This window comes from Enterovirga sp. (genome assembly GCF_028290205.1).
GTDB lineage: Bacteria > Pseudomonadota > Alphaproteobacteria > Rhizobiales > Beijerinckiaceae > Enterovirga.
Window position 1 is genome coordinate 1 of record NZ_JAQGKF010000054.1, and the last position, 12,665, is coordinate 12,665.

Below are 12,665 nucleotides of genomic sequence, written 5' to 3' on the forward strand. Positions count from 1 at the left end.
GGCCCCTCTCGGGCGGCGAGGGGCGCGCGCTGGAGGGACATGCCGGCAACGTCAACGCCGTCGCGTTCCTGCCGGACGGGCGGCTGGTCTCGGCCGGGTCCGATCTGACCCTGCGGATCTGGTCGGCACAGCCGGGCGAAGCCCCAGCCGTGGTCACACTGCCCTCGCCGCTGAACGCGGTCGCGACCACCCCCGACGGCGGCATCGCGGCCGCAGGCGCGGACGGCATCGTCCGGCTCCTCGGGCCGGATGGCGCGCTGCGGGCCGCTGTCGAGCTGCCACGCGGGCCGGTGATCGCCCTCGCCGCCTCGCCGGACGGCGCGCGGGTCGCGGCCGCGACGGTGGCCGGCGCGGTGGCGGTGATCAGTCGGGCCGAGGCCCGTATCCTGTTCCACCTGGTCGGGCCGGGCCTGCCGGTCTGGTCGCTCGCCTACCGGCCGGACGGCCGCGAAATCCTGACGGGCGGCAGCGACCGGCTGGTGCGCCGCTGGAATGCGGTCAGCGGCGAACCCGTCGGCCCGCTTTCGCTCGAGCGGCCGACCGACATGCTGGCCGGGTTCACGGGAAGCCGCGGCGCGGAGATGTTTCAGGCCTGCGCCGCCTGCCACACGCTGACGCCGGACGGCGGCAACCGGGCCGGGCCGACGCTGCACGGCGTGTTCGGTCGCCGCATCGCGACCGCGCCCGGATACCCGTTCTCCGAAGCGCTGAAGCAGCTCGACATCGTTTGGAGCGCCGAGACGATCAGCAAACTCTTCGAGCTCGGTCCCTCGCGCTACACCCCGGGCACGAAGATGCCGGAGCAGATCGTGTCCAACGACCGCGACCGGGCGGCCCTGATCGAGTTTCTGGAGGGCGCGACCCGCCCCTAGGACGCGGTTGCGGCCGGCGGGCCGGCCAGCCGGTCAGGCGGTGTCGCCGTCCCATCCCGGCGGCTTGCCAAAATAGTCCGCGCCGGTGCGCGGCGCCGGGCGCTCCCGCGCGTGGGGATCGAGGTTTTCGGCCACCACGACCTCGACCCGGCAATCCTCGCACATCTGCAGGACCCGCGTGCGGTCGTGGCCGGCCGGGCCGGAAAACATCCAGTGGCGGTCGCGCAGCTTGGCGATCACGCCCTCGATCGCGCTGCGCGTGCCGAACGGCTTGGCGCAGGTGATGCAGCAAAACGGCTCCTCCTCCTTCACGATCCGCCGGCCGTCCCGCCACGCGGCGAAGTCGATCTGGGGCTGGAGGGTGATCACGTCCTCCGGGCACGTCCGGGCGCAGAGGCCGCATTGCACGCACAGGCTCTCGTTGAAGGCGAGAAGCGGCCGGTCGGGATCGTCGGACAGGGCGTTGGTCGGGCAGGCCCCCACGCAGGCGTGGCACAGCGTGCAGGATTCGGTGTCGAACAGGAGCCCACCGAAGGGAGCGCCGGCCGCAAGCGGCACCAACTCGACCGGGTTCGGGGCTGCGAGATGGAGTTCGCGGAAGCTGAGTTCCAGCAGGCCGCGCTTCTCGCTCGCCACCCGGAACGAGGCCGGACGGTCCGTCGGCCGGCCCAGGGGAAAGCTCTCGAGCAGCGCCCGCAGGCCGTCCGGGTCGTCCGTCTCCACCACGCGGACCGGGTCGGCCCCGTAGCCCAGCGCGCCCAGAGCCGTGTTCGCAAGGTCCACCACCCGGCGGATCGGAGCCGGATCGTGTTGGGGCCGCCCGCGCAGCAGCAGCGCCGCCCCCGACGCCCCGTAGGCGAAGAGCGAGGCCAGGGCCTCCGGCCCGATCTGGCTCGTCTCGTTGACCAGGACCGGCAGCACATGGGCCGGCAGGCCCTCGCCGAACCGGGCCATCGCCTCGATCAGCGGCGCGCCATGGTCGCTGTCGTGAAACAGCACCAGCGCGTCACGCCCCCCGGCCTCGCGATAGGTCCTGACCAGGGCCCGCAGGCGGCGCACCACTGCGTCGGCCGGCGGCAGCCCGTAGGCGGCCGCCCCGGTCGGACACACGGCCGCGCAGGAGCCGCAGCCGGCGCAGATATAGGGGTCGATCGCGACGTGGTTGCCGGCCGGCGTGATGGCGCCGGTCGGGCACACGTCGAGGCAGCGCGTGCAGCCGGTGATGCGCGAGCGCGAATGGGCACACAGGTTCTCGCGCATCTGCACGAAGCGCGGCTTGTCGAACTCACCCACGAGGTGGGAGGCCGCAAACAGAGCCCGGGCCACGGCGGCCGGATCGCGCGGGTCGGCCCGGAGATAGCCGGACCGCAGCTCGTGGGCGGGAAACAGCGGCACGCCACCGGACAGATCGATCACGAGGTCGCAGGTCGAGGTGGCGCCGTCGCGGCTCGGCCCGAAGGCGAGGCTCTGGCGGGAGGAGGGCAGGGGCAGCGCGTAATCGTCGATCCGCATCTCGAAGGCCCCAAGATGGCCCTTGGCGCTGGTCACCGTGCCGCGCAGAACCGGGAACTCGGTGGCGCGCGGCGGAGCCACCCCGTCGGGGCGGGTCAGAAGGACGGTGACGTCCAGGTGCTCGGCGAGCCGGCGCCCCGCCTCGATCGCGACCTCGTCGCGGCCATAGATCAGCGCCACCCCGGCGCTTTGCATCGCCACGCTGGCGACCGCCGGCGGCAGCTCGGCTGCGCTGGCCAGAAGGGCGGCCATCTTCGGTCCTGCAGCAGCCCCGTCCCGCGACCAGCCCGCGGTCTCGCGGATGTTGGCGAACACGATGCCGTCCGAGCGGCCGAGTTCCTCGGCCACCTCGGTGAAAAGCGGCGCCTCCTGGGTGCAGCCCACCGTGACGGCCGCGCCCCCCGCGAGCGCGGCCTTCAGGCGGTCGAGCTCGCGCCGACAGAGCTGGTCGGCGAGGTGCAACTCGCCGCCGCATCCGGCCCGGAGAACAGCCGCGTCGAGCGGCATGGTTCCTTCGCAGGAGCAGACGAAGTGATCGCGGACGGAGCTGGGCAACGTAAGGTCTCGTGAGGGCAACGGGACGCTGCGACAGCATCGCCGCTTCCCGCGCTCATTGTAAGACTGGAATCGTTCGAACGTAAGCTGCTAGGGCTGCGCAGGAGGACGCACCGCATGACCGACTTGGCGGCCGCGCGCGAGGCGCGTGGGCCCGAGCTTCCCCCGGCCTACTCGCTCGTCCCGGTCCCAGCCGGGGCGGGGGCTTTCGCCCGGGCCTGCCGGCTGGCTGCGCAGGACGGCGCCGGAACCTTCGTGTGGAGCCCGGGCGAGGAGACGCTGGACCTGGCCGTGGTGCTGGAGCCGGACGAGCCGCTCCGGACGGCGCGGCGCGCCTTCTTCATCGGCATGGCGGCGCTGCTTGATGCGCTCGGCTCCGTTGCCCCGCCCGAAAAGCCGCTCGCCGTGGAGTGGCCGGCGACCATCCGGTTCGACGGCGCCCGGCTCGGCGGCGGCCGGCTCGGCTGGCCGGAGGGCTGCGCCGAGGACCAGGTCCCCGACTGGCTCGTCTTCTCGGGCGCGCTGATTGCCTCCAAGCGGCGGGCCGGGGAGCCGGGTCTGACACCGGGATCGACCTCGCTCGAGGAGGAGGGTTTTGCGCCGGAGGACGGCGTCAGGCTGGCCGAGGCCTTCTCCCGGCACCTGCTGCGGGGCTTTGTGTTGTGGCGGGAGGATGGGTTCGAGGCCGGGGCGGCGACCTACCTGGCCAGGTTGCCGGCCGAGCGGCGCGGCCTGATTGGCTCAGCCGGCGAGATCGCCGCGGCGGCGGAGCCGGGCTTCGCGGCGGCCCTCCGCTCGCCCGCCTGGCTCGACCCCCAGAGCCAGGGGCCGCGGCTGTGAGCAGCATGCGGCTGCCGCGCACCATCCGGCTCGACCCGTCCGACACGTTCGTGTTCGAGCATGCGGCGGAGCCCGGCGAATGGGCCGTCACCGGGTCTTTCCTGTTCGCCGATGTCGATGTCGGCGGACTCACGGGCAAGCGCCTCGCGGCCTTCCGGTCCGGTTTCGTCGGCGTGCGATCGCTCGGCTTCTCGACCCTCGTGGTGGTCAGCGAGGCCAGCGAGGGCGAGCTGGAGGAGGCTGTCGAGCAGCTGACCCGCCATATCCGGCGCGAGTTCGGGGCGCCCAGCGACGAACTCGCCCGGGGCGCCGCCCGCGAGGAACTCGCCGTGGCCGCCTCGCTCTGCAGCCCGGAGATCAACAGCGTGCTGGCCATGCACCGCACCGCCGCGGACGGCGAGATCCGGGAGCAGTTCCGCACGCTTGTGCCGCGTGCCGGCGCGCAGGCGCCCGGCGCCGATCGACTCCACCTGCACGCACGCGCCTTCGCGCTGGTGGAGGTCGACGAGGACGCGCCCGAGGAGCGGGTCGATCTCCTGGGGCTGGCCGACAGGGGGGGACGGTGAGGGAGTTTTGGGTCTCGAGCGGCCACCACCTGGCCGGCCGGACGGAGGGCGGCGGGCTCAGGGTCACGGACGACCTGCTGCTCGCCTATCTGGCGCGGCCCGAGCTGATGCCCCCGCCGGAGGCCTGCCGGGCGGAGCGGGCGCTGCACGCGGCCCTGTCCGCTGCGCCGCGCCGGCCTGTGGCGGCGCCCGAGGTGGCGGCGCTGGAGGACGCGGATGCGCGCGAGAACTGGACCCTGATGCTGGCGTTTCGGGACCGGCTCCTTGCGGCCCCGACCGTGGAGGCGGCCTATCTGGGCCTCGTCCGTTCGCCGCTGCCCCAGACGCCGCCGCTGTTTCTCAACCAGCTCGTCCACCTGATCCTGCGCAACGCCCTGGACGAGTGTCAGGATCCCTATGTGCTCCGGGCCGCCGAGCTGTTCTTCCGGCCGCAGCGCGTGACCCTGCTGGACGGGGCCGCCATCCTGGCCGATGCCGAGGTCATCGAGGCCGAGGAGCAGGGCAGGGCGCCCTCGCCGCTCGCCGACATGCTGGGGCGCCTGCCCCGGGCCGAGCTGGACGTGCTCGATGACGGCAACGCCTGGACCTATTGGAGCCGGTCCGACGCCTTCACCATGGCGCTGAACATCTCGGCCAGCCCGAAATCCCGGGCCGGCCTGGCCCGCGCCATCGAGGCCTGGATCCGCCACCTCCTCCACCTCGAGGTCGACGTGGAGGCCGTGGCCGAGGTGGTGGATCGGGACTGGCGCTGGTTTGTCGGGCTCGACGCGGAGGGAACCCGGATCGGCAACGCCGTGTGGAATGGCGAGCCGCTGGCCGAGGATGCGCTGGGGCGGCTCCTGGCCCTGTTCCGCCTCCAATTCCGGCCGGGCGAGGCGCGGCTGCGGCCGGAGGTGGCCGGCCACCCGGCCTATCTGCTCCTCGCCATGACCCCGGATCGCCGCGTCCTCATGAAGCCGCAGAACCTGGTGGTGGGCCTGCCGCTGGTGGATGGCCGGAGGCCAGGATGAGCGCGGATTCCAGCCCGGCGCAGCCCGCCGGCCGCATTTCGGTCGGCGTGGTGGTCGGCAAGCGCCGGCTCGCCGGCCCCTGGGCCAGCCACGCCTGGCTGCCGGTCGCCATTCTGCCCGCGCCCGCCGACGCGGCGCCCTGGACCCGGCTCGGCGGCGACGAGCGCGAGGAGCTGTTCTACGGCGGCGCCCACGAGATCGCGCTGCATCCGAGCGAGACGTCGCATTACCGCGACAACCTCGCGTCCGGCCGGCCCTCCCTCTGGGTCGCCCTGCGGCCTGTCGGCCCCGAGGAGCACGAGGTCGCGACCGTGTCGGCCGACCCCTACGAAGGCGAGTCGATGGCCGAAGGGATCGGTGAGATCGTCGAGGCGGTGCCCATGCCGGAGAGTGTGCAGCGCGAGGTCGCGGCCTTTGTCGCGGCCTTCCACGTCGAGCGGACCTTCTTCAAGCGCAAGCGGGACCGGCAGGACGGCGAGGCCATGGCGCGCGGCGACGGCCGGCGCAGGCGAGAGGGCTCCCATGAGCCGGAGTGACGGCTTTCTGTCGCGCTGGTCCCGGCGCAAGCACGAGGCGCGGGCCGCCCCGCCCGAGCCGGCGGCCGAGGCCGGAACGGGCCCGGCCGACGCCCTCGCGCCGCCCGCGGCGCCATCCCCCGGGGCGGCCGAACTCTCGGAGGCGGAACTGGCGGCCCTGCCGCGCCCCGAGGACCTCACGGCGCAGAGCGACCTAGCCCCCTTCCTGCGGTCCGGCGTCCCGGTGCTGCTGCGCAAGGCGGCGCTCCGGCGCATGTGGACGCTGGATCCGGCCATCCGGGACTTCGTCGGCGAGGCGCGCGACTATTCCTACGACTGGAACGTCCCCGGCGGGGTCCCGGTCTCCGGGCCGCTCCTGCCCGGAGATGACGTGGAGGGCACGCTGGGGCGTCTGTTTTCCCGGCTCCAACCCGACCCGGACAGCGGCACCGAGCCCGTCCTCTCCGGGGCAGACGCCGATGCGACGGCGCATCCGGAGCCCGCGGCCGAACGGGACGGGGCGCCTGCGCGGGAGTCGGAGGGCGGCGCGGAGCCGCAACACCGGCTCGCCCAGGACGTGCAGACCAGCGGCCCGATTCCGGTGGCCTCGGGCGCCGATTTGGCCGGCGCGGAGCCTCAAACGGGCCCGCCGTCCGACGCTGCCGGCCCGGCCTCCGGCGCACGCCGACACGGCGCGGCTAGACCAAAGTTCGACTAATTCCAACTCTTGTGTGCCCCATAACGGGGCATTATGACTAGAAAGCGTGGCCGAAAAAGCGTCACGCCACCCTGGGGCAGATATGCGCGGAGAGGGTTTGCTGGAGGTGGTTGCGGCAGCTGGTGGCTTCGGTGCCCCGGCGCGCTCGCTCGCCATCTCGCAACCCTCGGTGTCAACCCCGCGGCGTGCCCCGGCCGGTCGTGGGCAGGGGATCGAAGCTCAAACCGAGGTGTCGCCGTTCCGGCTGGGGCCCGATCTCGATCCAGGCGAGGAGCCGGGCTTGGCAGAGGACGTGGATACAGGCGGCGCCGCCGGGGTGGACGAGATCGACCTTGTCCGGGCCCAGCATTACGGCCTCCTGTCGCTCCTCCTCGGCCGCGCGCCCAATGCGGCTCTGCTGAGTCAAATCGCGGAGCTGCCGGGGGACGAGAGCCCGCTCGGGCGCGCACACGGGGCGCTCGCCGCCGCGGCCCGGGCAGCGGACCCGGACGCGGTGAGCCGGGAATATTTTGACCTCTTCATCGGCGTCGGGCGGGGCGAGCTGCTCCCTTACGCCTCCTATTACCTGACCGGGTTCCTCAACGAGCGGCCGCTGGCCCGGGTCCGGGAGGACATGGCCGCGCTCGGGGTCGAGCGCGGCGAGGCGGTGAGCGAGCCCGAGGATCACCTCGCGATCCTGCTCGACACCATGGCGGGGCTGGCATCGGGACGGCTCGAAGCCGCGCCGGGGTCGGACGCCCGGTTCTTCGCGGGCCACGTTCAGCCCTGGGCCGGCAAGCTGTTCGCCGACCTGGAAACGGCTCGGTCCGCGCGCTTCTACAGCCATGTCGGGGCGCTCGGCCGGCTGTTTTTGGACATCGAGGCCGAGGCATTCGCGATGGAGGCCTGACCCGCGGGTCGGTCCATCGCAGAGGAGACGCAGATGGCACGGGACAACGCGAAGGCGATGGATCGGCGCAAGTTCTTCGGCGCGGTCGGCGGGGCGTCCAGCGTCGCGGTGGCGGCCGCCGTGTCGCCGCTCACCGCAACGGTGGCGCAGGCCTACGATCCGGGGGCCGAGGAATCGAAGTCGCGCTATCGCGAGACCGAGCACGTGAAAACCTTCTACCGGACCAACGGTTACGAGACGGTCAGGAAGTGAGATCGCCATGCTGACAAAGCGCAAAAGCGGCGATGCGGGCCGCGCCAAGCTTCAGGGTCTGGCCGCGGGGCTCGCCTCCGGCACGCTGGACCGCCGCTCGTTTCTGCGCCGCTCCGGCCTCGCGGCCGGCGGGCTCGCCGCGCTCGGCTCGCTGCAGCTCGGCGCCGTCCGCAAGGCGGAGGCCGCCGGGTCGTCCGTCAGCGGGCCGTCCGTGCAGATCAAAACCAACATCTGCACGCATTGCTCCGTGGGCTGCACGGTCAAGGCCGAGGTGGTGAACGGGGTCTGGGTCGGGCAGGAGCCGGGCTGGGAGAGCCCCATCAACCGCGGCAGCCATTGCGCCAAGGGCGCGGCCATCCGCGAGCTGGTGCACAGCGAGCGCCGCCTCAAATACCCGCTGAAGCTGGTCAACGGCGTGTGGACCAAGATCGGCTGGGACGTTGCCATCAACGAGATCGGCGACAAGATGATGGAGCTGCGCCAGCAATCGGGCGCGGATTCCGTCTACTGGCTCGGATCCGCCAAGTTCACCAACGAAGCCTCGTATCTGATGCGCAAGTTCGGCGCGTTCTGGGGCACCAACTCGATCGACCATCAGGCTCGCATCTGCCACTCGACCACCGTGGCGGGCGTCGCGAATACGTGGGGCTATGGCGCCCAGACGAATTCCTACAACGACATTCGCAACGCCAAGACGATGCTCTTCATCGGCTCGAATGCCGCCGAGGCGCATCCGGTGGCCATGCAGCATCTGCTCGCGTCGAAGGAGCTCAACCGCGGCAACATGATCGTCTGCGACCCGCGCTTCACGCGCACCGCAGCGCATGCGACCGAGTACGTCCGGTTCCGCTCCGGCACGGACATTCCGGTGATCTGGGGGATGCTGTGGCACATCTTCCAGAATGGCTGGGAGGACAAGGACTTCATCGCCCAGCGGGTCTACGGCATGGACGACGTCCGCAAGGAGGTCGCCAAGTGGACCCCCGACGAGGTGGAGCGGGTGACGGGCGTGCCCGAGGCGCAGATGAAGCGCATCGCGTTCCAGTTCTCGAACGAGAAGCCCGCGACCCTGATCTGGTGCATGGGCGCCACCCAGCACACGGTCGGCACGGCCAATGTCAGGGCCTTCTGCATCCTGTGCCTCGCGACCGGGAATGTCGGCAAGCCGGGCACCGGCGCCAACATCTTCCGCGGCCACACCAACGTGCAGGGCGCGACCGACCTCGGCCTCGATATCACGACGCTGCCGCTCTATTACGGCTTGGTCGAGGGCGCCTGGAAGCATTGGGCCCGGGTCTGGGACGTCGATTACGATTGGCTTCAGGCGCAGTTTGACGAGGTGCCGGCCAAAGCCGGGCGGCCGGCCCGCACCAAGAAGCAGAACATGGAGACGCCCGGGATCACCTCGACCCGCTGGGCCGACGCCACGAACCTGCCCGAGGATCAGATCGACCAGAAGGGTCGGCTCAGGGCGATGATCGTCATGGGCCACGGCGGCAACACCGTGAGCCGGATTCCGGAGATGGTGAAGGCGCTGGAGAAGCTCGATCTTCTTGTCGTGGCCGACCCCCATCCGACGACCTTCGCGGCCATCAGCGGCCGCAAGAACGGCACCTACCTCCTGCCCATCTGCACCTCGCTGGAGATGGACGGCTCGCGCACCGCATCCAACCGCTCCCTGCAATGGGGCGAGCAGATCGTTCAACCTGCCTTCGAGTCCAAGAACGACTACGAGGTCATGTACATGTTGGCGAAGAAGCTCGGCTTCGCCGACAAGATGTTCAAGAACATCAAGGTCGAGAACAACGTCCCGTCGGCCGAGGACCTGCTGCGCGAGATCAATCGCGGCGGCTGGTCCACAGGCTATTGCGGGCAGTCACCGGAGCGCCTGAAGGCGCATATGAAGAACCAGGCGAAATTCGACCTGGTGACGCTGCGGGCGCCGAAGGACGACCCGGAGGTGGGCGGAGACTATTACGGCCTGCCCTGGCCGTGCTGGGGCAAGCCGGAGATCCGGCACCCGGGAACGCCCATCCTGTACAACACCAATCTGCACGTGAAGGACGGCGGCGGTTGCTTCCGGGCCCGGTTCGGCATCGAGCGGAACGGGCAGACGCTGCTGGCGGAGGATTCGTTCTCGCTCGGCTCGGATCTGACCGACGGGTATCCGGAATTCACCTATGGCATGCTGAAGAAGCTCGGCTGGGAAGGGGACCTCACCGCCGAGGAGCGCGCCACCATCACGCGGATCGGCGGCGCCAATCCGGACACGGTGAGCTGGGCGATCGACCTGTCCGGCGGCATCCAGCGGGTCTGCCTCGAGCACGGCGTCATGCATTACGGCAACGGCAAGGCGAGGGCGAATGCCTGGAACCTGCCGGATCCGGTGCCGGTGCATCGCGAGCCGATCTACACGCCCCGCCCCGACCTCGTCGCCAAGTACCCGACCCGGCCGGATGCCCGCGAGTTCCGGCTGCCCAATATCGGCTTCTCGGTCCAGAAGGCGGCCGTCGACAAGGGGATCTCGAAGCAGTTCCCGATCATCCTCTCCTCCGGCCGGCTGGTGGAATACGAGGGCGGCGGCGAGGAGACCCGTTCGAACCCGTGGCTCGCCGAACTGCAGCAGGACATGTTCGTCGAGGTGAACGTGACCGACGCGGCCGAGCGCGGCATCAAGGACGGGTCCTGGGTGTGGGTGCTCGGACCGGAGAACGATGCCAAGACCAAGGTCAAGGCGCTTGTCACGGAGCGCGTCGGCAGGGGAGTCGCCTGGATGCCCTTCCACTTCTCGGGCTGGTACCAGGGCGTCGACCAGCGCGGCAATTACCCGCCCGGGACCGATCCGGTGGTGCTCGGCGAGAGCGTCAACACCGTCACGACCTACGGCTTCGATCCCGTCACCGGCATGCACGAGACCAAGGTCACCCTGTGCCAGATCCGCGCCGCCTGAGGACCTGAACCATGGCCCGCATGAAATTCCTCTGCGATGCCGATCGCTGCATCGAGTGCAACGCCTGCGTGACGGCGTGCAAGAACGAGCACGAGGTGCCGTGGGGCATCAATCGGCGCCGCGTCGTCACCCTGAACGACGGCAAGCCCGGTGAGCGCTCGATTTCCATGGCCTGCATGCACTGCACGGACGCGCCCTGCGCGGCGGTCTGCCCGGTGAACTGCTTCTACACCACGGCCGATGCCGTGGTGCTGCACTCGAAGGACCTTTGCATCGGCTGCGGCTACTGCTTCTACGCCTGCCCCTTCGGCGCCCCGCAATATCCCCGCGTCGGCAATTTTGGCTCGCGCGGCAAGATGGACAAGTGCACCTACTGCGCGGGCGGGCCCGAGGCGGATCTCAGCACCGCCGAATACGAGAAATACGGCTCGAACCGGCTGGCCGAAGGCAAGCTGCCGCTTTGCGCCGAGATGTGCTCCACCAAATCGCTGCTCGCCGGGGACGGCGACGTGATCGCCCAGATCTACAAGGAGCGGGTCGTGCGGCGCGGCTACGGCTCCGGTGCGTGGGGCTGGAAGACGGCCTACCGGGAGACGGTCGCCATCTAGGCGGCGGGTCAGCGCGACAGAACAGGCGGGGAGCCCTCGTGAGCCACACCATCCGGATCGCCCTCGCAGCCCTCGTGCTCAGCGCGGGCGCTGTCCTGGCCCAGCCTCAGCCCGGCTCGCCAAGCGGACAGAATCCGACCACCCGGGCCGTGAACGAAGAGCAGCTCCTGCGTGAGTTCGAGCGGCTGGACGGGCGCGTCACCATCCCGGATAGCAAGGCCGCCACGCTGGAGCAGCCGCAGGGCCGCGAGTGGCGCACCTTCCGGGAGGGCTGGCTGCCCTGGATCGCCGGCATCGCCATCCTGGGCATGCTCCTGGCGCTGGTCATCTTCTACTTCACCAAGGGCCGCGTGCGCCTCGACCACAGCGAGGAATCGGGCACCAAGATCCTGCGCTTCAACACCTTCGAGCGCTTCACCCACTGGCTCACGGCCTCGAGCTTCATCGTGCTGGGGCTGACCGGGCTCAATTACATCTTCGGCAAGCGCATCCTCATGCCGCTGATTGGGCCGGATGCCTTCTCGGCGCTGTCGCAATGGGGCAAGTATGCCCACAACTACTTGGCGTGGCCGTTCATGCTGGGCATCCTGTTCATGATGGTCGTGTGGCTGAGGGACAACATCCCGAACCGGGTGGACGCGGCCTGGCTGAAGGCCGGCGGCGGCTTCCTCGGCGATGCCCATCCGAGTGCCGGGCGGTTCAATGCCGGGCAGAAGATCGTGTTCTGGATCGTCATGCTGGGGGGCATCGCCATGTCCGTCACCGGCATCATCCTGATGTTCCCGATCTCCGCCGTGGACGTGAACGGCATCCAGCTCAATCAGGCGATCCACGCCATCATCGGCGTGCTCTTCGTGGCCGCGATCCTGGCGCACATCTACATCGGCTCGCTCGGCATGGAGGGCGCGTATGACGCCATGGGGTCCGGCGAGGTCGATCTTGCCTGGGCCCGGCGGCATCACGATCTCTGGGTCGAAGAGCAGCAGGCGAAGACCGCGAGCGGACCGCAGCTCGGCGGGTCGCGGCCGATTCCGGCCGAATAGCGCCCCACAGGAGCTCCCATGAAGACGATCCTTCTCGCGGTGGTGGCCGCCCTCGCCATCGGGGCCGGCGCGGCCGCGCTCCTCTCGGCCACCCAGAAGACGGCCTACATGGCCTACACCACCTCCGGAGCCCGCGTGTCGGAGCCCGGCCACAACCTGGTCGGCCCGGCCTGGACCGGACGGATCTGAGCGCTCCGAAAGGGACGAAACCGATGCGAGCCGTGGTTCTCCTGAGCCTGTTGGCCTCCGTGGCGGCCCTGTCCGGCGCCAGCGCGCAGGGCCCTGCGACCGATCCGTCCGCGCCTGCGGCAGGTTCCCCGCCGGCGGCCGGGGCG

Annotated in this window: 13 protein-coding genes; 12 read left to right on the plus strand and 1 reads right to left on the minus strand. The window is 70.6% G+C overall.

What is annotated here, in order from left to right:
• A partial coding sequence (locus tag JWR86_RS03725; RefSeq protein ID WP_299560921.1) for a c-type cytochrome occupies positions 1-872 on the plus strand: 872 nt, incomplete at its 5' end.
• A 33-nt stretch (positions 873-905) separates the two neighbouring features.
• Here the strand turns inward: JWR86_RS03725 and JWR86_RS03730 are convergent.
• Positions 906-2,891, minus strand: a complete 1,986-nt coding sequence (locus JWR86_RS03730) for a 4Fe-4S binding protein (protein ID WP_299560955.1) — start codon at positions 2,889-2,891, stop codon at positions 906-908.
• Positions 2,892-3,056: 165 nt separating this feature from the next.
• Between JWR86_RS03730 and JWR86_RS03735 the strand changes: the two genes are divergently transcribed.
• From JWR86_RS03735 to JWR86_RS03785, 11 genes are all read left to right on the plus strand, one after another.
• Positions 3,057-3,779 carry a biotin/lipoate--protein ligase family protein gene (locus JWR86_RS03735; RefSeq protein ID WP_299560924.1) on the plus strand — a complete coding sequence of 241 codons (723 nt, stop codon included), beginning with the start codon at positions 3,057-3,059 and terminating at the stop codon, positions 3,777-3,779.
• Positions 3,776-4,345, plus strand: a complete 570-nt coding sequence (locus JWR86_RS03740) for a DUF6505 family protein (RefSeq protein WP_299560927.1) — start codon at positions 3,776-3,778, stop codon at positions 4,343-4,345. Before JWR86_RS03735 ends, JWR86_RS03740 begins: the two co-directional genes overlap by 4 nt.
• A complete protein-coding gene (locus JWR86_RS03745) occupies positions 4,342-5,355 on the plus strand; it encodes a DUF6352 family protein (protein ID WP_299560930.1) in 1,014 nt (337 codons plus the stop codon). The genes JWR86_RS03740 and JWR86_RS03745 overlap by 4 nt, the downstream gene beginning before the upstream one ends.
• Complete coding sequence (locus JWR86_RS03750) at positions 5,352-5,891, plus strand: DUF3305 domain-containing protein (RefSeq protein WP_299560934.1); 540 nt, start codon at positions 5,352-5,354, stop codon at positions 5,889-5,891. The genes JWR86_RS03745 and JWR86_RS03750 overlap by 4 nt, the downstream gene beginning before the upstream one ends.
• Positions 5,878-6,588 (plus strand): DUF3306 domain-containing protein, encoded by a 711-nt coding sequence (locus JWR86_RS03755; RefSeq protein WP_299560937.1) that lies wholly within the window; start codon positions 5,878-5,880, stop codon positions 6,586-6,588. The genes JWR86_RS03750 and JWR86_RS03755 overlap by 14 nt, the downstream gene beginning before the upstream one ends.
• 280 nt (positions 6,589-6,868) lie before the next feature.
• Entirely contained in the window at positions 6,869-7,477 is a 609-nt protein-coding gene (locus tag JWR86_RS03760) for a molecular chaperone TorD family protein (protein WP_366914536.1), read from the plus strand.
• Between the two features lie 33 nt (positions 7,478-7,510).
• Entirely contained in the window at positions 7,511-7,729 is a 219-nt protein-coding gene (locus JWR86_RS03765; protein ID WP_299560943.1) for a formate dehydrogenase, read from the plus strand.
• A gap of 7 nt (positions 7,730-7,736) precedes the next feature.
• Positions 7,737-10,679, plus strand: a complete 2,943-nt coding sequence (locus JWR86_RS03770; RefSeq protein WP_299560946.1) for a formate dehydrogenase subunit alpha — start codon at positions 7,737-7,739, stop codon at positions 10,677-10,679.
• A gap of 11 nt (positions 10,680-10,690) precedes the next feature.
• On the plus strand, positions 10,691-11,287 hold the full coding sequence (gene fdh3B / locus JWR86_RS03775; RefSeq protein WP_299560949.1) for a formate dehydrogenase FDH3 subunit beta: 597 nt from the start codon (positions 10,691-10,693) through the stop codon (positions 11,285-11,287).
• Between the two features lie 74 nt (positions 11,288-11,361).
• Entirely contained in the window at positions 11,362-12,330 is a 969-nt protein-coding gene (locus tag JWR86_RS03780) for a formate dehydrogenase subunit gamma (RefSeq protein ID WP_299560958.1), read from the plus strand.
• An 18-nt stretch (positions 12,331-12,348) separates the two neighbouring features.
• The gene (locus JWR86_RS03785) at positions 12,349-12,519 is read left to right on the plus strand and encodes a hypothetical protein (RefSeq protein ID WP_299560952.1); all 171 of its coding nucleotides are present in this window, start codon (positions 12,349-12,351) and stop codon (positions 12,517-12,519) included.
• Positions 12,520-12,665: the final 146 nt, after the last annotated feature.

Excerpts from the sequence above, each read along its gene's own strand:
- JWR86_RS03730 (WP_299560955.1), bottom strand. The coding sequence starts at position 2,891 with ATGCCGCTCGACGCGGCTGTTCTCCGGGCCGGATGCGGCGGCGAGTTG.
- JWR86_RS03735 (WP_299560924.1), top strand. The coding sequence starts at position 3,057 with ATGACCGACTTGGCGGCCGCGCGCGAGGCGCGTGGGCCCGAGCTTCCC.
- JWR86_RS03750 (WP_299560934.1), top strand. The coding sequence starts at position 5,352 with ATGAGCGCGGATTCCAGCCCGGCGCAGCCCGCCGGCCGCATTTCGGTC.
- JWR86_RS03755 (WP_299560937.1), top strand. The coding sequence starts at position 5,878 with ATGAGCCGGAGTGACGGCTTTCTGTCGCGCTGGTCCCGGCGCAAGCAC.
- JWR86_RS03765 (WP_299560943.1), top strand. The coding sequence starts at position 7,511 with ATGGCACGGGACAACGCGAAGGCGATGGATCGGCGCAAGTTCTTCGGC.
- JWR86_RS03770 (WP_299560946.1), top strand. The coding sequence starts at position 7,737 with ATGCTGACAAAGCGCAAAAGCGGCGATGCGGGCCGCGCCAAGCTTCAG.
- fdh3B (WP_299560949.1), top strand. The coding sequence starts at position 10,691 with ATGGCCCGCATGAAATTCCTCTGCGATGCCGATCGCTGCATCGAGTGC.
- JWR86_RS03785 (WP_299560952.1), top strand. The coding sequence starts at position 12,349 with ATGAAGACGATCCTTCTCGCGGTGGTGGCCGCCCTCGCCATCGGGGCC.